Annotated in this window: 16 protein-coding genes; 5 read left to right on the forward strand and 11 right to left on the reverse strand. The window is 67.1% G+C overall.

What is annotated here, in order from left to right; genetic code table 11:
- The 5 genes from ACGHN1_RS12260 to ACGHN1_RS12280 all read right to left on the reverse strand — a co-directional run bounded on the left by ACGHN1_RS12260 (position 1) and on the right by ACGHN1_RS12280 (position 5710).
- Positions 1 to 1356 carry a methyltransferase family protein gene (locus ACGHN1_RS12260; RefSeq protein WP_390551253.1) on the reverse strand — a complete coding sequence of 452 codons (1356 nt, stop codon included), beginning with the start codon at positions 1354 to 1356 and terminating at the stop codon, positions 1 to 3.
- 46 nt (positions 1357 to 1402) lie between these two features.
- Positions 1403 to 2758: a PQQ-binding-like beta-propeller repeat protein gene (locus tag ACGHN1_RS12265; protein ID WP_390551133.1), complete on the reverse strand. Its 1356-nt coding sequence runs from the start codon at positions 2756 to 2758 to the stop codon at positions 1403 to 1405.
- Positions 2759 to 2785: 27 nt separating this feature from the next.
- A complete protein-coding gene (locus tag ACGHN1_RS12270) occupies positions 2786 to 3568 on the reverse strand; it encodes a tetratricopeptide repeat protein (protein ID WP_390551134.1) in 783 nt (260 codons plus the stop codon).
- Positions 3569 to 3704: 136 nt separating this feature from the next.
- On the reverse strand, positions 3705 to 4850 hold the full coding sequence (locus ACGHN1_RS12275) for a glycosyltransferase family 4 protein (RefSeq protein ID WP_390551135.1): 1146 nt from the start codon (positions 4848 to 4850) through the stop codon (positions 3705 to 3707).
- Positions 4847 to 5710: an alpha/beta fold hydrolase gene (locus tag ACGHN1_RS12280; protein WP_390551136.1), complete on the reverse strand. Its 864-nt coding sequence runs from the start codon at positions 5708 to 5710 to the stop codon at positions 4847 to 4849. The genes ACGHN1_RS12275 and ACGHN1_RS12280 overlap by 4 nt, the downstream gene beginning before the upstream one ends.
- Positions 5711 to 5780: 70 nt before the next feature.
- On the opposite strand from ACGHN1_RS12280, the gene ACGHN1_RS12285 reads away from it, so the two are divergent.
- Positions 5781 to 7184: a protein adenylyltransferase SelO family protein gene (locus tag ACGHN1_RS12285; RefSeq protein ID WP_390551137.1), complete on the forward strand. Its 1404-nt coding sequence runs from the start codon at positions 5781 to 5783 to the stop codon at positions 7182 to 7184.
- 10 nt (positions 7185 to 7194) lie between these two features.
- On the opposite strand, the gene ACGHN1_RS12290 is transcribed toward ACGHN1_RS12285, so the two are convergent.
- On the reverse strand, positions 7195 to 7659 hold the full coding sequence (locus ACGHN1_RS12290; protein WP_390551138.1) for a hypothetical protein: 465 nt from the start codon (positions 7657 to 7659) through the stop codon (positions 7195 to 7197).
- Positions 7660 to 7733: 74 nt separating this feature from the next.
- Positions 7734 to 10211: a YadA-like family protein gene (locus ACGHN1_RS12295; RefSeq protein ID WP_390551139.1), complete on the reverse strand. Its 2478-nt coding sequence runs from the start codon at positions 10209 to 10211 to the stop codon at positions 7734 to 7736.
- 287 nt (positions 10212 to 10498) lie between these two features.
- Here ACGHN1_RS12295 and astD point away from each other — a divergent pair, with 287 nt between their 5' ends.
- Entirely contained in the window at positions 10499 to 11914 is a 1416-nt protein-coding gene (gene astD / locus ACGHN1_RS12300) for a succinylglutamate-semialdehyde dehydrogenase (RefSeq protein ID WP_390551140.1), read from the forward strand.
- Between the two features lie 4 nt (positions 11915 to 11918).
- Here astD and ACGHN1_RS12305 read toward each other — a convergent pair whose 3' ends face one another.
- The gene (locus ACGHN1_RS12305) at positions 11919 to 12632 is read right to left on the reverse strand and encodes a hypothetical protein (protein WP_390551141.1); all 714 of its coding nucleotides are present in this window, start codon (positions 12630 to 12632) and stop codon (positions 11919 to 11921) included.
- Between the two features lie 211 nt (positions 12633 to 12843).
- Positions 12844 to 13302, reverse strand: coding sequence for a glycine zipper 2TM domain-containing protein (locus ACGHN1_RS12310; protein ID WP_390551142.1), 459 nt, complete (start codon positions 13300 to 13302; stop codon positions 12844 to 12846).
- 186 nt (positions 13303 to 13488) lie between these two features.
- On the opposite strand from ACGHN1_RS12310, the gene rarD reads away from it, so the two are divergent.
- The gene (gene rarD / locus ACGHN1_RS12315) at positions 13489 to 14409 is read left to right on the forward strand and encodes an EamA family transporter RarD (RefSeq protein WP_390551143.1); all 921 of its coding nucleotides are present in this window, start codon (positions 13489 to 13491) and stop codon (positions 14407 to 14409) included.
- Here rarD and pyrC read toward each other — a convergent pair.
- Positions 14406 to 15443: a dihydroorotase gene (gene pyrC, locus ACGHN1_RS12320; RefSeq protein ID WP_390551144.1), complete on the reverse strand. Its 1038-nt coding sequence runs from the start codon at positions 15441 to 15443 to the stop codon at positions 14406 to 14408. The genes rarD and pyrC overlap by 4 nt on opposite strands.
- Before the next feature lie 38 nt (positions 15444 to 15481).
- Here pyrC and ACGHN1_RS12325 point away from each other — a divergent pair, with 38 nt between their 5' ends.
- Positions 15482 to 16240, forward strand: coding sequence for a YgfZ/GcvT domain-containing protein (locus ACGHN1_RS12325; protein ID WP_390551145.1), 759 nt, complete (start codon positions 15482 to 15484; stop codon positions 16238 to 16240).
- On the opposite strand, the gene ACGHN1_RS12330 is transcribed toward ACGHN1_RS12325, so the two are convergent.
- Positions 16206 to 16805: a TetR/AcrR family transcriptional regulator gene (locus tag ACGHN1_RS12330; protein WP_390551146.1), complete on the reverse strand. Its 600-nt coding sequence runs from the start codon at positions 16803 to 16805 to the stop codon at positions 16206 to 16208. The two genes, ACGHN1_RS12325 and ACGHN1_RS12330, sit on opposite strands and share 35 nt — an antisense overlap.
- A gap of 30 nt (positions 16806 to 16835) precedes the next feature.
- Here ACGHN1_RS12330 and ACGHN1_RS12335 point away from each other — a divergent pair, with 30 nt between their 5' ends.
- Positions 16836 to 17768: a metal-dependent hydrolase gene (locus ACGHN1_RS12335; protein WP_390551147.1), complete on the forward strand. Its 933-nt coding sequence runs from the start codon at positions 16836 to 16838 to the stop codon at positions 17766 to 17768.
- The last annotated feature ends 57 nt before the right edge of the window (positions 17769 to 17825 follow it).

The following is a 17825-nucleotide window of genomic DNA, read 5'->3' on the forward strand; positions in this document are numbered from 1 at the left end:
CTACTCCGCCGGCTGGGCGAGCGGCGCCGGGCGCGGCACGATGGCGCGGCGCAGCCGTTCGAGCGGGGCCGTCAGCAGGCCGTGCTCGCTCATCCAGGCATGGTATTCACGGTATTTCGCGTCCTCGAGCAGCAGGTGCGCCTCCTCGGTCTTGGCGCGCCAGTAGTAGATGCCGTTGACGCACAGGAGGAAGAAGCTGTTGCGGATCGCGTCCACATAGCTGTCGCTGGTGACCAGGAAGGGCAGCACCGAACACCACCAGAACAGGTTCTTGGAAACATAGGCCGGGTGGCGGGTGAAGGCATAGGGCCCGTTGGTGATCACTCCGCGGTAGGTGAGGTTGGAAAAGCGGATGCCGAAGGCGACCGTCGCCCAGGCATAGATGGCAGTGAGGAAAACCAGCCAGCCGGCCCAAATCCACAGCAAGGTCTCGTTGCCGGCGAACCAGTAACCCCAGTCGCGCGTGTTCTGCTCGTAATTGAAGACCAGGCCGTTGCCGACGATGCCCCAGACGAAGGGCGGATAGCATATCAACGCCGCCAGCCATCCGGACAGGAAGGGGTTGCCGCTGCGGATATGGGCATCGAGCGGGCGCATGGTGACGAGATAGCCGACCGTGCCGATCTGGACGTCTATCACGAACAGCAGTTCGAAGGTCAGGACCCCCAGCGCCACGGGATCGGTGGCGAGCGAGGCGAGTTCGGCATCGACGATATGCGCGAAACCGGGCGGGACGATCGAGATCATGAAGGCCCCGAAGAAGCCCTTGATGATCCAGGCGCGCCAGTGCTTCTTTACCTGCTCGGGGTCCCATCCCGCCTGCCCCGACAGCATGGCGCCGAAATGCCAGCTGTGGTCGCGCGGTTCGATCATCACCCGGTCGAGCCAGACGACATAGGGTACCGACAAAAGCACCAGCGGCGCGACGGCGGTGGCGAGCACGTCGATGGCGAAGGCGTAGCTGTCGGTCCAGTACCAGCGTCCCAGGCAATAGAGCGCGGCGATGATCATCCAGGTGATCCACAGCGATCCGAGTTTGGTCCAGGTAACCGAGGTGTCGCGCTTGCGCCGCCGGGCGAGCGACCAGTCGATCCCGGTCGACGGGTTGCGATGGACCTTCTCGACGAAGACGGACCACAGCACCATCGGCACGCAGGCGAAGACCAGCCCCATAAGTGCAGCGTGGGGCCCGGACATCCGCTCCCGCGGGCCGGGCAGGTCCAAAGCGGTCGCGATATCGGGCCAGGAGCGGCAGATCGCGATCCATGCGAGCAGGCCGAGAAGCCCGACGAAACCGGTCATCGCCGAAACGTCGCTCGCCGGGCGTACGCCGGTGGTCGAAGTGCTGGTCCCCATCATCGCGGATTGCATAGCGCGATAAGGGTTAACAGCGGGATAGTGATCAGCGGAAGGCCGTCACCTTCCCGCCATCGTCGAACACGTAGAGCGTGTTGTTGGCGACGACCGGCGGCAGACTGATCGGATCCTCGAGCCGGGTGACGAGGCTCGCCGATCCTTCGCCTGTACTCACCCGCCAGATTTCGCCGCGCGAATTCACTGCCCAGAGGCTATCGCCGGCGAGCACCGGTCCCTGCCAGAAGATCGGATCCTCGCGGTCCTCCTCGTCGCGATAGCGGGCGAGCTGGGTGATCCAGCGTACCTTGCCGGTGGTCCGGGCAATGGCCAGCATGCGGGCATCGTCGGTCAGGGTGAAGATCCACTCGCCGGCGATTGCCGGAGTGGAAATTCCCGCCAGGCTCAGTTCCCAGATCCGCTGTCCGGTGAGCAATTCGTAGGCCGCCATGCGTCCGCCCTGGCCCAGCGCATAGACGCGCCCGTCGAGGATGATCGGATCGGCGTCGATGTCGGTCAGCGAGCCGACCTGGGTGGAGATGTTGGTCAACGCCAGCGCGTCCGCCCACAGGCTGCGGCCGTTCTCGTAGCGGTAGGCGACCAGTTCGCCCGAGCTGTAGCCGGCGACCACGGTGCCCTGACCCGCCGCCGGCGCGGCGACGCCGAAGACGCCGGCCTGGGTGCCGGAAGCGACTTCCTGCCACTGCTGCGACCCATCGGACGCATCGAGCGCAAAGATCTGATTGTCCTGGCTCATCACGAAGACCGAGCCGAAGGCCACGGTCGGGGCGCCACGCAGCGGGCCCGAGGGCGTGACCTTCCAGATTTCCGCGCCGGTGTCCGCGTCGATCGCCATGACCTCGCCCGCGCCGTTGGTCGCGTAGAGACGGCCGTCGGCATAGCTCGCCCCGCCCCCGAAAGCGGAGGGCCGCAGGTCGCGCTCCACATTCGCCTCGCGCGCCCAGATCGACGCGCCGGTTCCCGCGTCGAAGGCATGGATGGTGCCGCGGCTGTCGACGACGAACAGCTTGCCGTCGCCGATCACCGGGGCTGCACCGAGCCGCTCGCGATTGGAAGCACCGGCGACCTGCGCCGACCAGGCGCGTGTCGGCTGCGGCGACAATGCAAGGTGGCCGTAAGCCTTGTTCGCCGTACCCCCGGCTTGTGCCCATTCGGCATTGACCGTGGCCGGCGGCAGGATGACATTGACGCTGGCGAGAGCGGGATCGACCTCGGCATCGTTGACGACGCGCGAGAGGATCGGAACCCGGTTGCCCACGGTCGGGGTGACATCCCCCTTGTCGCCCCCACCGAAAAGTCCCCCCGCGCAACCGGCAATCCCGGTCGTCAAGACGACCGCTGCCAGCGAGCGAAGGAGAAAGCGGTAGGGTTTGCTGTCAGCCATGAATGTCTCTTTGCTTGTCGATTGGTGTCACTGGCCGGCGGGCGGCGCGACTTCGGCTTCGACGCCCTGATCCTCGAGCAGTTGCTCGACATCGACCACGGCATCGACGCCCAGGACGCCGGCCATCTGGCGGGCACGGGAGCGAAGGCCGTCGGGCACGTCTTCGGCCTTGGCGATTTCGGCGAAAAGCGCGCCCGCCTCGCGGCGGTTGCCCTGCTCCAGATGCGCCATGGCGACGAGTTCACCGGCGCTGCCGAAGAACGGCTGCCCGGGCTTGGCGAGCGGGGCGAGTTCGCGAACCACCGCGGCCTTGTCCATGCCCTCGTATTGCTCCGCCACCCGGCGGATACGGGCGACATCGCGCAGGATCGACGGTGCATCCGCGTCCTCCGCCACTTCGCCGAAAAGTTCCGCGGCACGCTCGCTGTTGCCCTGCTGGCTGGCAATTCCGCCCTGGAGGAGAAGCGCGTTGACCCGCGCGATCCCGTCGCCATTGCTGGCGAGATCCTCGAGCGCATCGGCGCCCGCCTGGAGGTTGCCGGCCTCGATCTGATCGAGCGCCACGGTCAGCGTCTCGGCATTGCGCTCGCGAGCCCCGTCGAGCCGGGCCTGCCAGAACAGATAACCGCCGAAGGCCAGGATGGCGACCACCACCAGGGCCAAAATCGGCTTTCCATAGCGTTGGCCGAAATGTTCCATGTCCCCTTGGCGCACGGCATCGTCGACTTCGCGCAGCAGCGCCTCTTCCTCGGCCGCCCGGCGGCGGGCGAGCTGTTCTTCGCGGGTTTGGTTCGGGGGGGCTTTGGCCACGTCGAGGCTCGATCCGGGTTCGGGTTTTCAGGGGTTCGGGAGGCGTTCTTTAGGTCGGGCTGCGGGCAAGTTCAATGCTTGGGGAAAACCCTGTCCCGACGCCGGTGAACGGTGGATGAAACCATCCGCCAGCTGATCAGAGGTCGCGCCGCATCGCGCTCGAATAGAGGCGTCGATAGGTAGCGATCATCTGCTTCTCGTCGAAGAGCTTGCGAGCCTTCGCGCGATTGGCGGCGCCGATCCTTTCGCGCAGACCTGCATCATCGGCGAGGCGGACCATTCCGCGCGCGAGGTCTTCCTCGTCAGGGCGGGCGGCGAGGAGCGGCCGGTTCTCCTCCGCCACCATATCGGGGATGTCGCCGATCTCGGGGGCGACCACCGGCAGGCCCGCGGCCATCGCCTCGACCACCGATAGGGGAAATTGCTCGCTGTCGCTCGACAGGGCGAAGATATCGAACAGGCCGACCACCTTCGAAGGATCGGGCAGCGCGCCGGGCAGGTGCACCCGGTGGTTGAGACCGAGCCGGTCGATCTCCCCCTGGATCCGTGTCCTTTCCGGTCCCTCTCCCGCGATCAGAAGGTGCCAGTCTTCGGGCATGGCGGCGAATGCGCGGACCAGCCGCGGCAGGTTCTTGACCGCGCGCAGCCCCGCCATGGTGCCCACCCAGCGTTCCCCCGGTCGCTTGAGCAGCCGCGGGATCGCATCCGGCCTGGCCTTGCGCGCGAACGCCTTGGTGTCGATGCCGTTGGGGATGCGCTTGACCCGTCCCAGAGGCTGCTGCCAATCGACCAGCGCGATTTCCTCGAGCTTTTCGGAAGGCACCACCAGGCCGGAAGACTTGCCGAGCGCGACGCGGCGATACCAGGTCCGACGCGCCTTGCGCCGCAGCAGCTCGCTTTCGTCGAAGCCGTCCTCGTGGTGGACGAGCGGCGGCAGGCCATGCACCTCGGAAAAGAGAGTGTGCGCCATCACCGCGTCCATCGCGCCCCAATTGTAGGTCAGCACAAGATCGAAGCCGCGCATCGCCTTGGCGATCCTTTGCAGGCGGCCCGGCGAGGGCATGCCCTTGAGCGAAGGAAACTTCGGCTGGAGATCGACCTTGATGTTTTTGGCGATCCGATCCGCCGCGCCCAGCTCGTCCGGTTCGGCCGATACGATGGTGTGGTGCGCCGCTGCACCGAAGGCGTTGATCAGGCGAACGCTGCGCAGTTCCTTGCCGCCGGGGGCGAAACTGGAATGCAGGTGCAGAATGCGCGCCGGCACGACCGATCTGCCGCTCATGCCACCTCGGCCAGAAGCGAATCGATCGCCGCGCGCACCTCCGGCTCGTCGAGCGTCGGCGCGTGACCCGCGCCCGGCACGGTCACGGTGCGGGCCTGCGGCAGTGCCTGTTGCATGCGCGCCAGGGTCTGCGCGGACAGTATGTCCGACAGTTCACCGCGGACCAGCAGCACGGGCTTGTCCCGCAGCCCTTCCAGCAGCGGCCACAAATCGGGCGGAACCGCCGCCTCCTCCGCTTCCAGGATCGGCTCGGCGATCTTCATGTCGTAATCGAAGGCGATCCGCCCGTTGCTGCAAAGCGTCATGCTGCGCTTGGCCATCACCAGCCAGTCGTCCAGCGTGTAGGTAGGGTGCGCCTCGCCATGCACTTCCTCGAGCGAGCGGGCGGCGTGCATCCATGTCGCGAAACTGCGACCCTGACCGACATAGGTCTTGATCTTGTCGAGTCCCGCCGAATCCACTTCGGGCCCGATGTCGTTGAGCACCGCTCCGGCGATCCGGTCGGGGGCCGCACCGGCGACCAGCAACGTCATCAGCCCGCCCATCGACGTGCCTATGGCGACGAAACGGCCGATCCCTTCGACCTCGAGCATTCGCATGAGGTCGGCGACATAGGTCGTGGGAGAATAGCTGGCGCTGTCCGGCGCGTAGTCGCTCTTGCCCCGCCCCCGCATGTCCGGAGCGATGACGCGCCACGATGGCGAAAGGTGTTCGGCGAGCGCGTCGAAATCGCGCGCGTTGCGGGTAAGTCCGTGGAGGCAGATCACCGGCGGGCGATCGTCGGGCCCGGGGTAATCGCGAAAATGTAGCTCGAGCCCGTCCGCGCTGGTCCACGTCCGTTCGGTAAAGGCAGCATCCATCCGCGCGCCGATACTCGCTTTGTCTGCGCTTTGCGAGCCCTTGCGCCAAGCGTCGGGTCTCGCCACTGTCATGAGGGTGAAAGAGATCGAACAACCCGCCGACTATCGCCCCGAAACTCCGATCCTGGCATTGTCCGAATGGCTGGCCGATCCGGTGGAGGCCGCACGGTTTCCCAAGCACCGGCTGCGGTTTCGCAACGACCGCGCAGCCCGCGCGGTGGGACTGGATCACCTGAGCGAGGCGGAATGGGTCGCGCACTTCGGCCGCTTCGCGCCTTTGCCGGACAATCTGTCGCAGCCGCTCGCACTGCGTTACCACGGCCATCAGTTCCGCGTGTACAACCCCGAGATCGGCGACGGGCGCGGCTTCCTCTTCGCCCAGATGCGGGACCAGGGCGCACGACTGCTCGATCTCGGCACCAAGGGTTCGGGCCGTACGCCGTGGAGCCGGGCCGGCGACGGGCGGCTGACGCTGAAAGGCGCGGTGCGCGAGATCCTCGCGACCGAGATGCTCGAAGCGCTCGGAGTGAACACTTCCAAGACCTTCTCCGTCGTGGAAACGGGCGAGGAATTGCAGCGCGGCGACGAGCCCTCGCCGACCCGTTCGGCAGTCCTGACGCGGCTCAGCCACGGACACATCCGCATCGGCACATTTCAGCGGCTGCTGGCGCTGGAAGAGCGCGAGCACATGGCGGAACTGGTCGATTATTGCCTGAAGCAGTTCCCCGGCCCTCCCCCGCCCGAGGACGCGCCGGGTCGGAACGAACCGGCGGTCATGCTGATGCACCAGGCGGTCGAGCGGCTGGCCGATTGCGCGGCGGGCTGGATGGTCGCGGGCTTCGTCCACGGCGTGCTCAACACCGACAACATGAACATCACCGGGGAAAGCTTCGACTACGGCCCGTGGCGCTTCCTGCCGCGCTGGGACCCGGGGTTCACCGCCGCATATTTCGATCACGCGGGTCTTTATGCCTTCGGGCGCCAGCCGGAGGCGGTACACTGGAATTGCGGCCAGCTGGCCGTGGCGTTGCGGTTGCTGACCGATGCGCCGCCGCTGATTGCCGCACTCGAGCGCTTCGGCGAACTCTACGTGGCCGCGGTCGGCCGGCGATGGTGCTGGCGGCTCGGGGTCGAAAGCCGAGGTGGCGAGGCCGATGGCGCACTGGTAGGCGCGAGCGAGCGGCTGATGGCCGAGACGAGCATCCAGCCCGATGCTTTCTTCCATCGCCACCGTGGCGGCCGCGCCGTTTCGGACGCGCTGGGCGAGGCGCTGTCAGGGTACGAGCCGGTCGGAGACAGCCATCCTTATTGGAAAGAGGATGCCCCGCAATCCATGCTGATCGAGGAGGTCGAGGCGATCTGGTCGGCGATCGACGAGCGCGACGACTGGAGACCGCTCGAAACCAAGATCGCTGCAGTCCGCCGCATGGGGGAGGCACACGGCACGCCGCCTGTCCCTCGCGGTCACGCCTGATGGCCAGCCCTCAGCGCGGCGCCGAGCTTACCATCTCGAGCGGCTGCAGATCGATCCCGAACAGCTTCCAGCTTCCCTGCTCCCACTGGAAATAGAGGTCGAACCCGATCGAGATCGGCCGGAGCTGGAACAGTCCCTGGACCCGGAAGACGTCTTCCCGGACCATCTCAGGAGCGACCGAATAAGTCGGCGGAATGAGCAGCGCATTGCCCAGATCGACCTGCTGCGCCCGCAGGCCGGCGAAGACTTGGGCGAGCTGCGCGGCGTTGTTGTTGATCTGGAACCCTTGCGCCGAAATGTCGCGCAGGACCGAGTAATTGCCCGAGCGATTGGCATGATCGACGGCAGCGATGGTCGACCAGATCATCTTGGAAAGCTCGAGCTGGCCGGGTGTCGGCCGCACCGACGGCGGCGGCTGGACGCTCGGCGTTGCCGGCTGCGGTTGCTGGGCGGCCGCGACGGCGGAAAAACCCAAGAAAAATGCCGGGGCGAGGAGCCCCGGCATCTTCGATAGTCGTGCGATCCTTGTCATATCGCAGGTGTAGCGGCTTACCAGGCGATCTGGAAGCCGCCGCGTGCCCCGACTTCGCCGCTGTCGAAACCGACACCGACGCCGGCCGAGACCGAGGCGTATTCGCCAACCCTGGCGGACAGGGCCACCGTGCCCGCGCCCTGATCGTCGAAATAGCCGACGCCGCCCGAGACGCCGAAATTGGTCCCGGCCGGAAGCGCTGGCGATTCCATCGCCAGCGCCATGGCGACACCCTCGTTGGCCCGGTCGATCGCGCGGGTGTTGGCCGCGGTCTGGCCGAACAGCTGGTTGATCTGGCCGGTCTGGCTCGAGGTCAGCTGCTGCAGCGCGGTGATCGCCGTGCCCTGCGAAGCGATCGCCGTGCCCTGCGAAGCGATCGCCGCGGTGTTGTTGGCCACGGCCGCGGAGGTGGCCAGCGAAGACCGGCCCAGAGTGCCGTTGGCGTCCGTCGTCACCGCGAAGATCGTGCCGGTCTGGCTCGCCGTGCTGGTGCCGAGCGAGGCGATCACAACCTGCCCGTCGTTCGGGGCGCTCGCGCCGTTGCCGATGGCGATCGAATTGGCACCGGCCGCGCTCGACTGGTTGCCCAGCGCGATCGCACCCGCTCCGCTCGCCGTGGCCGCCTCGCCGATGGCGGTCGACCGGACGCCGCTCGCCGTCGCGAGATGCCCGAAGGCATGGGCCCGCTCTGCCGTGGCGTTGGACCGCCAGCCATAGGCCGTGGCTCCCGCGCCCACCGCGCTTGCCTGGCCGCCGACGACTGTGGTCGAGGCTCCGCTGGCGACGGTGAAGGCGCTGCCCACTGCTCCGGCATCGCGATTGCCGCCGATGGCGATCGCATCTCCGCCGTTTGCACGCGCACCGTTGCCGACCGCGATGGCGTTGCTGTCGGTCGCATCGGCATCCTCGCCCACCGCGACCGAGCGCAAGCCGGTGGCGTCGGCGAGATGGCCCAAGGCGGTCGAGCGCTCTCCGGTGGCGTTGGCGCGCCAGCCGAAGGCCGAAGTCCCCGGCTGCGTAGCCGAGCTTTCCGCGCCGACCGATACCGAGTTCAGGCCGGAAGATACGGCAAGATCGCCGATCGCTACCGCATCTTCGCCGGTAGCCTGCGAGAGGTTGCCGACTGCGGTCGATGTGCCGCCCGAGGCAAGGGCGTCTTCGCCGACCGCAGTCGAACGGACGCCCGTTGCCGAGGCCAGATGGCCCAGCGCGGTCGCCCGTTCGGCGGTGGCGGTGGAGCGCCAGCCGATGGCGGTTGCACCGGGCGTCCCGCCGGTCGCGGCGAGCCCGCCGTTGTTCAGCTGCGCATTCGTGGTGCCCGCCGCCACGGTTCCGGCGAAGGCTTCGCCACCGAGCACGACGGTCGAATTGCCATTGGCGATGGCGCCCGTCCCGGCATCGTCACCGCCGATGGCGATGGCGTCGACGCCCGTCGCGCTGGAGGAATTGCCGATGGCGATGCTGGCCGCGCCATTGGCCACGGACCGGTCGCCCTGCGCGATCGCGAGATCGGCACTGGCCGAGGCATCTTCGCCGACCGCTACCGATCGCACACCGCTCGCCGATGCGAGGTGGCCGACGGCTGTCGCCCGTTCCGCAGTCGCGGTCGCGCGCCAGCCGAAGGCGGACGCGCCGGGCGTGGCTCCGGTCGAAACCAGTCCCCCTGCATTGAGATCGGTACCCGCGGCAACGAGGCCAACGAAGCTCTCGCCGCCGATAGCGGTCGTCGAGTTGCCGGTTGCGATCGAGGTGTCGCCGACCGCCAACGCATCGATCCCGTTGGCGATGGATTCATTGCCGATGGCGCTGGCGTTGTCCGTCTGTGCGTCGGCATTTTCGCCCACCGCGAGCGATCGCACGCCCGTGGCGGTGGCGAGGTGACCGAGCGCCGTGGCACGTTCCGCAGTGGCTTCCGAGCGCCAGCCGAAAGCGGTTGTGCCGGCCCCGGTGGCGAGGGATTGCCCGCCGACGACCGTGCTTGAGGGTCCGCTGGCGACCGTGGCGCGGCCTGCGGCACCGTCGCGATTGCCGCCGATGGCGATCGAATCCCCGCCGGTTGCATTGGCCAGATTGCCGATCGCTACCGAGTTGGAGCCACTCGCTACGGCGTCTTCGCCACCGGCGAAGCTTTGATCGCCCGAAGCGGTGGTCTGATGGCCGACCGCCGTGCCCATCGCACCCGTCGCGCGTGCCTGCCAGCCCAGCGCCGTGGCGCCCGGCGTGGTGGCGAGGGATTCACCGCCTACGGCGGTCGTCGAAGGGCTCGTCGCTTCGGCATCTTCGCCGCAAGCCAGGGCATCGGCCCCGCTCGATGTCGCCCCAGCGGTCGTTTGTCCGGCAGGCGCATTCCCGTTGAGAACGCACTGATAGCCGTCGTCGGTGAGTTCCTGGGCGGAGGCGGGCGTTACGGCGAAGGCGCAGATACCTGCGATCGCCAGGGCGGATACGGAGACACCGGTACTCAGTCGTCTCGATACATTCAGTCTGGTTTCCATGGATTCTTCCTTTCCGAGTCCGAAGACTCTGAAGCAACGTCGGCGACGTTGCCGCATTTCATCCGAAGGAAGAGGATGCCCGGCCCGAGAAACCCCCGTAAGCCGTTCCGAGCGCAGACTTTTTATATCGTTGAAATCCCCTCCGCAAGAAAGTGCGAATTGACCCGTCGCACTATCCGGACCACAAAGCCCCCCGACCACTGACTGGCGGAGATGCGCGACCTTCATGCAGAGGGCTGGCGATGATGCCAAGCGGTAAATGCAATTGGTACGGGACTGAACGTAACTTGGCCGAAACAGAGATAATTTCCACCGAACCGGCGACCGGCAGGGAGCTGTGGCGCGGTTCCATCGGCGCTGTCGATCCGGCCATCGAAAAATCCCGCGAAGCCCTGCGCGACTGGGCGCGGCAGCCGCTCGGCCAGCGCATCGAACTGATGCGGCGCTTCGCCAACGAGGTCCGCAAGCAGGCCGACCCCTTCGCCGAGCTGATCGCGCGCGAGACCGGCAAGCCGCTGTGGGAAGCGCGCACCGAGGTCGAGGCGGTGATCGGCAAGGTCGAGATCTCGATCACCGCCTATGCGGAGCGCACCGGTCAGAAGAAGCTCAACAGCGCGCTTCAGGGAACCGCGGCGGTGCGGCACAAGCCGCACGGGGTGATGGCGGTGCTCGGCCCCTACAACTTCCCCGCGCACCTGCCCAACGGCCACATCGTTCCGGCGCTGATCGCGGGCAACACGGTGATCTTCAAGCCGAGCGAGAAGACCCCCGCGACCGGCGAGTTCCTAGTCAAATGCTTCCATGCCGCCGGGGTGCCCGAAGGCGTGGTGCATTGCCTGATCGGCGGCCCCGAAGAAGGCAAGGCGCTGGTCGGCCATTGGCTTGTCGACGGCGTGCTGTTCACCGGTTCGGCCCGCGCCGGGATCGCCATCAACCGCAAGCTGGCGACCGAGCCCGGCAAGATCGTGGCGCTGGAAATGGGCGGCAACAACCCGATCGTGGTCATCGACACGCCCAAGATCGAGGATGCGGCGGTGACGATCGTCCAGTCCGCCTTCACCACCGCAGGCCAGCGCTGCACCGCGGCGCGTCGGCTGATCGTGGTCGATTCGATGTACGATCAGATCGTCGAGGCGGTGAAGACGCTCGCCGGCCGGCTGATCGTCGACGAGCCCTTCGCCGATCCGCAGCCCTTCATGGGTCCGGTGATCGACAACGAGACCGCCGATCTCCTGTGCGACAGCTTCGTCGCGCTGATGAGCCGGGGCGGCAAGCCGATCATGCACATGCGGCGCACGCAAGAGAACCTGCCGTTCCTGACCCCGGCGATGTTGGATGCGACCGAGATGCACGACCGGCCCGACCTCGAACTGTTCGGCCCGCTGCTGCAGGTGATCCGCGTGCCCGATTTCAACGATGCCATCACCGAAGCCAACGCCACGCGCTACGGCCTGTCGGCTTCGCTGATCGGTGGGGGGCCGCAGGAATTCGAGATGTTCTGGAACGAGATCCGCGCCGGAATCATCAACTGGAACCGGCCCACCAATGGCGCATCCTCGGCCCAGCCCTTCGGCGGCACCGGCCTGTCCGGCAATCACCGACCCGCGGCATTCTACGCCGCCGATTACTGCGCCTATCCGGTCGCCAGCACCGAGATGGACCAGCCCCGCGCGAGTATCGGCATCGGGCTCGGCGACGGCTGACGCGTCACTGCATGCTGGTGACGAGGTCGATTTCGGTCAGCCCTTCGGGCAGCCTGCGGCCGTAGACGACATAGGCCGAACGGCCCTTGGTCCCGCTCAGGATGTTGTCGCCCGAGGCACGGACGTATTCGCTGCCGAAGCCCGCGGCCTGAGCCCGCGTGGTGTAGAAGGCCAGCACCTCGTCGAGCGGAACCGGGGTGCGGAAGGTGACGATGCGCAGATTGCAGGCCCCCTCGTCGGTTCCGGCGGCTTCCTGCGTGCTGGCGCGGGGATAGACGGGGAAGGCTCCGGGCAGCTTCGCCGCCCAGGCGGTAGTGTACCCGACACGCGCGGCGCAGTCCTGACCGCCCGGTTCGACCGCGGCCTGTGCCGCCTGGCGCATGGCTGCCGTGACGTTGTCGGTCCCGGCGAGCTCGCGGGGCTGGCCGGGCCGGCGCAGCGCATCCTCGCCGCCGATCATCTCGTAGGCCCGGTCGCGAGCCGCCTCGATCGCTTCCGGAGACGTGTCGATCCGGGGCAGGCTGCCGCTGCCCGAGCCGCCGAGCGCGGCATTGCCTTCGCTTCCCCGGGCCAGGTCCGGATCGCTGGCGAGATCCTCGCTCAGCGCTTCCCCGGTGGCCGGGTCGATGGCAGCATCCTGGTCAGCGGCATCGTCGCCACCGGAACAGGCGGCGAGCAGCGCGAGGGGCGCGGCGGCGAGTATCAGGGAAAGGCGCATGTCGTATCTCCTTGCCTGAACCCGATAGACCGTCGCGCCATCGTCAGGCCAGCCCCCTCCCCCGACTGCGCCAGCACGGGACAATCATCGCGCCAAAAGTTGAAGACGCCGCCCCCCGCCCTTCAGCAAAGCGGGGAACGACGCCTTCCGCGGCCCGGTGGGTACCGCGTACCGGCCGCGGGTGGGCACGGCCGGATTCTGTCAAATCAGGTCAGCGGCACTGGCTGCCACCGCGGTCGATCTCGCGACCGAGCAGGGCACCGCCCGCTGCGCCGAGGATGGCACCGAGCGTGCGGTCACCGGCGATCTCGCGGCCGAGCAGGGCTCCCGCCGCACCGCCGATCAGAAGACCGGTGGTGCCGTCGTTCTTGCGGCAGTAGTAGCGGCCGTCATTGCCACGCCAGACGCGCGTGTCGCGATAGACCGGCTGAGCCTGATAGCGATTGTACTGGCGTTGGTCGCGATAGTCGCGGCCGTAGTGACGGTCGCGGTAGCGGTCGCGGCCGCGATACTGGTCGAAGCTCGTATCGCCGTAGACGGGGGCCTGCTGGCTCCAGGCATTGCTCTGCAGCGGCGCGACGTGGGCGGCCGGAGCAGCGGCGGCGGGGGCCGAAAGAGCCAGGGTTCCGGCTGCCAGAGCGAGGCCGGCGGTCTTGTACGATTTCAGCATGGCGACAATCCTTTCTTCGGTCGGCGGGGCTGGAGGGAATGCCCTGCGTCGACGTTCATCAATAGGCGTGTTTATCTGAACGGACTGCAACCACGCTGTCAGATACGAAATTTTTTTCGCTCCGGCGTTTTTTCTCGATAATGCGTGAGCTTGCGGCGATGCCGCGCGGGGCCTAGCGGCGCGAAGATGAACGACACCGGCCATCCGCATCCGCGAAGCGAATCGCAAACCGGATTCGGAGCGGCGCTGGGCGCCTATGTGATCTGGGGATTCTTCCCGCTCTACCTGCTGCTGGTCGCTGCGGTGCCGCCGATCGAGTTCGTCGCCTGGCGGATCGTCTGGACTCTGCCGGTGTGCCTGGTGATCGTGTTGGTGCGGCGCCAGTGGCGGCAGGTCCGGGCCGCGTTCGGCAATCCGCAGGTGCTTGTTCGCCTCCTGCTCTCCTCCGTGCTCATCGCGGTGAACTGGTTCACTTACGTCTGGGCGGTGCAGAGCGGCCATGTGCTGGCGGCGAGCCTCGGCTATTACATCAACCCGCTGTTCAACGTGCTGCTCGGCACCGTGCTGCTCAAGGAGCGGTTGACCCGGGCGCAGTGGATCGCGGTGGCGCTCGCCGGCTTGGGCGTCGCCCTGCTCGCGACCGGAGCGCTGACCACGCTGTGGATCAGCCTGACGCTGGCGATCAGCTTCGGAACCTACGGGCTGGTGCGCAAGCAGCTCGACGTCGGCTCGCTCCCGGGGCTGACGATCGAATCGGCGCTGCTGCTGCTCCCCTCGGCAGGCATCGCCTGGTGGTACGCCGAGCGCATGGGTTCCTCCTTCTTCGTTACACCGGGCCTCAGCGCCGCGATCGCGCTCGGCGGCATAATCACCGCGATTCCATTGCTGATGTTCGCGGTGGCGGCGCGACGGCTGCCCTATTCGACGCTCGGCTTCATCCAGTTCCTCGCGCCAAGCATCGTCTTCGTCCTTGGGCTTACGGTGTTCCGCGAGGAGCTGCGACCGGCGCAGGCCGCATGTTTCGCCTGCATCTGGGTGGCCGCGGCGATCTTCGTGTGGGATCTGTGGCACCGAAGCCGCGCGCCGCGCGCGGCCCCGCCGGTCTAGCGCGCCATCCGCCAGCCGAGCGTTTCGCCGACATGGAAGGGAACGATCGGCTCCGCCCCGCCCGCGACCTGTGCCGGAACCTCGACCGGGGCGCGCTCCAGCACGATCCGCTCCTCGTTCGCCGGCAGGCCGTAAAAGCGCGGTCCGTTGAGCGAGGCAAAGCCCTCGAACCGGTCGAGCGCATTTTCCTCGTCGAACACCTGCAGATAGCTTTCGAGCGCGAAGGGCGCGTTGAAGATGCCGGCGCAGCCGCAGGCCGATTCCTTGTCGCCGCGATGGTGCGGGGCGCTGTCGGTGCCGAGGAAATACCTTGGCGACCCCGACGTCGCGGCCTTGCGCAGCGCCAGCCGGTGTTCCTCGCGCTTGGCCACCGGCAGGCAGTACATGTGCGGCCGGATACCGCCGACCAGAATGGCATTGCGGTTGATGTGGAGATGCTGCGGGGTGATCGTCGCCGCCATGTTCGTCCCGCCATCCTCGACGAAGCTGACCGCCTCGCGGGTGGTGATGTGCTCGAAGATCACTTTCAGTTCGGGCAGGCGCCGGGTCAGCGGTTCGAGCACGCGGTCGATGAACACAGCCTCGCGGTCGAAGATATCGATATCGTGATCGACCACCTCGCCGTGGACGCACAGCGGCATGCCCACCTCAGCCATCCGCTCGAGCACGCCCATGATGTTGGCGACATCGGTCACACCGCTCGCCGAATTGGTCGTGGCGCCCGCCGGGTAGAGCTTGGCCGCGGTCAGCACCCCGTCGGCATGACCGGTGGCGAGATCGCCGGCATCGCTGTCGTCGGTGAGATAGGCGGTCATCAGCGGGATGAAGTCCAGCCCCTCGGGCACCGCCTGGAGGATGCGGTCGCGATAGTCCGCCGCCAGCGCGGTGGTGGTCACCGGCGGGGAGAGGTTGGGCATCACGATCGCACGCGCGAACTGCCGCGCGGTGTGGGGAACGACCGCGCGCATGGTCTCGCCGTCGCGGAAGTGGAGGTGCCAGTCGTCCGGGCGGCGGATGGTCAGGGAATCGGCCATGGGGTTCCCTTAAGCGGCACCATACCTATCTGCCAGTCATGACTGCCACCCGCCTGTTCGACCGTGCCATCGTCCGTATTGCGCCCCGGGAGCCGACCGAGGATGCGGTCGGCTTTCTCCAGGGCCTCGTCACCAACGACGTGCGCGGCGCTCTGCCCGTCTATGCCGCGTTGCTGACGCCGCAGGGCAAGACCATGTTCGACTTTCTCGTCTGGCCGGCGGGCGACCGGGAAATCCTGATAGATTGCGAAGCAGCGGCGGCCGAGGATCTGGCGAAGCGGTTGTCGCTCTACCGGCTGCGGCGCAAACTCGACATCGCCGTCGATCCGGGCGTCGCGGTCCACTGGCAGAAACATCTCGGCGATGGTGCCGCCGCGGACCCGCGGCTCGGCGATCTCGGCCAGCGCTGGATCGCCCCGGCGGCCGAGGATGACGAGAGCGCCGATGCCGAATGGACCGCGCACCGCCTGTCATTGGGCGTGCCAGAAACCAGAGCCGATCTCGCCGACATCCTGTGGCTGGAGACCAATGCCGTCGAACTCAACGGCGTCGCCTTCGACAAGGGGTGCTACATCGGTCAGGAGAACACCGCGCGGATGAACTGGCGGCACAAGGTCAACCGCCGGCTGGTCGTCGTCCCGCTCGACCGGTCGGAGGAGAAGCGGCGCAAGGCCGCCTATCCCGATCTCGGCCTCGCCGTGGACCATCTGCGGGTCGACGATATCGACCCTGCGCAGCTGCCGCAATGGCAGGCATCCGCGCTCAGCGCGGCGGAGCGATCCCCTCCAGCGAATTGACCAGCATGCGCTCCGCTCGCTCGCGCGCGGCGGATACCGGCAGGCCGAGCGAGCGGGCCAGCGCCGCGCCGATCAGCGCATCGCCCATCGCCATCAGCACCAGCGCCAGAGTGTCCTCGTGGACCCGCATCATGCCCGTGTGATGGCCCGTTTCCTCCGTCGCGATTTCGTCGACCAGATTGTGGATGGTCTCGACGATGGGGGTCAGCGCATCCTCGTTACCGGTCAGGATCATCCAGCTCGCGAGCGCCCCGGCCCCTTCCTTGTCGAAGGCGTCGAAGGCGAGATCGACCACTTCGCGCGGCGAGCCGAGCCCCGCGCGGCTGGCGCGAACCGCCTCGGCGATGGTCTCGCACACCGAACCGGCGAGATAGCCGGCCAGTGCCTTCTGGAGCCCCGCTGCGGAGCCGAAATGGTGGAGCAGATTGGCATGGGTGCGCCCGATCCGCGTGGCGACCGCCTTCAAGGTCACCGATTGCGGCCCAGTCTCGATCAGCAACTGCCGGGCCGCTTCCAGCGCGGCCAGACGCGACTCCTCGGGGCTCAAACGCTTCCTGCTTGCCACGGATTCATCCTTAATTTACCTTAAGACGCCATGACGTCACCGACCGACCAGCTAGAACGCGACCATCGCGACAGCAAGGCCCGCACCGGATCGGAGGAAGCGGAGTTCGGCTTCGCGCGCGGGAGCGCCACCCCCGCCGAACACGAACTGATCGTCCGCGACCGCCGCTTCGACCGCCAGCACAGGAGCCCGCGCTGGTGGCATTCGAACGACCCGGTGGCAACCGCGTGGTACAATTCGGTCAGCGCCAGCCTGCCGCGGGGCGAGGCCTTCTTCATCGATACGCTCAAGCCCTTCCGCGATGGCCTGCCGCCCAAGCTGCGGGCCGAGGTCAAGGCCTTCAGCAAGCAGGAAGTGATCCACACTCGCGAGCACGTCGCCTTCAACCGTCTGGTGGCCGATCATGGCTACAATGTCGAAAGCATCGCCGAGGGCATCCAGGCCATGCTCGACCTGACCGAGGGGCGGCCAAAGGAATTCAACCTCGCGATCACCATCGCGCTCGAACATTTCGCCGCGATCATCAGCCGCCACCTGCTGTCCGATCCGCGCTATCTCGAGGGCGCCGATCCGGAGGCGGCGGAAATCTGGCGCTGGCACGCGATGGAGGAAATCGAACACAAGGGGCTGGTGTTCGACGTCTGGCTGCACGCGACCAAGGACTGGAGCGCGTGGAAACGCTACAAGACCCGCTCGCTGATCGCGCTGCTGATCACGAAGAAATATTTCGGCAACCGCGTGCGCGATGCCATCGGGCTGCTGGAGCAGGACGGGTTCGACCGCCGGACCGCGAAGCGCAAGCTCAACGCTTTCCTGTGGTGGAAACCGGGAATGATGCGGCGGATGTTCTTCGAATGGGCAGCAATCCTGATGCCGGGCTTCCATCCATGGAAGCACGACGACCGCGCCCTGCTCGGCAAGACCCAGAGCGATTACGAAGCGGCGGTGATGCCGGCCGAGTAATCCTTATTGACACTGATGTAAGTAAGGGCTATTTACACCGCTGTAAGTAGCCAATGC

It is taken from the genome of Qipengyuania sp. MTN3-11 (genome assembly GCF_042851825.1).
Taxonomy (GTDB): domain Bacteria; phylum Pseudomonadota; class Alphaproteobacteria; order Sphingomonadales; family Sphingomonadaceae; genus Qipengyuania.

Coding starts and splice junctions, on each gene's coding strand:
- ACGHN1_RS12260 (WP_390551253.1), bottom strand. CDS start 1,356: ATGGGGACCAGCACTTCGACCACCGGCGTACGCCCGGCGAGCGACGTT.
- ACGHN1_RS12265 (WP_390551133.1), bottom strand. CDS start 2,758: ATGGCTGACAGCAAACCCTACCGCTTTCTCCTTCGCTCGCTGGCAGCG.
- ACGHN1_RS12275 (WP_390551135.1), bottom strand. CDS start 4,850: ATGAGCGGCAGATCGGTCGTGCCGGCGCGCATTCTGCACCTGCATTCC.
- ACGHN1_RS12280 (WP_390551136.1), bottom strand. CDS start 5,710: ATGGATGCTGCCTTTACCGAACGGACGTGGACCAGCGCGGACGGGCTC.
- ACGHN1_RS12285 (WP_390551137.1), top strand. CDS start 5,781: ATGAGGGTGAAAGAGATCGAACAACCCGCCGACTATCGCCCCGAAACT.
- ACGHN1_RS12295 (WP_390551139.1), bottom strand. CDS start 10,211: ATGGAAACCAGACTGAATGTATCGAGACGACTGAGTACCGGTGTCTCC.
- ACGHN1_RS12305 (WP_390551141.1), bottom strand. CDS start 12,632: ATGCGCCTTTCCCTGATACTCGCCGCCGCGCCCCTCGCGCTGCTCGCC.
- ACGHN1_RS12310 (WP_390551142.1), bottom strand. CDS start 13,302: ATGCTGAAATCGTACAAGACCGCCGGCCTCGCTCTGGCAGCCGGAACC.
- rarD (WP_390551143.1), top strand. CDS start 13,489: ATGAACGACACCGGCCATCCGCATCCGCGAAGCGAATCGCAAACCGGA.
- pyrC (WP_390551144.1), bottom strand. CDS start 15,443: ATGGCCGATTCCCTGACCATCCGCCGCCCGGACGACTGGCACCTCCAC.
- ACGHN1_RS12325 (WP_390551145.1), top strand. CDS start 15,482: ATGACTGCCACCCGCCTGTTCGACCGTGCCATCGTCCGTATTGCGCCC.
- ACGHN1_RS12335 (WP_390551147.1), top strand. CDS start 16,836: ATGACGTCACCGACCGACCAGCTAGAACGCGACCATCGCGACAGCAAG.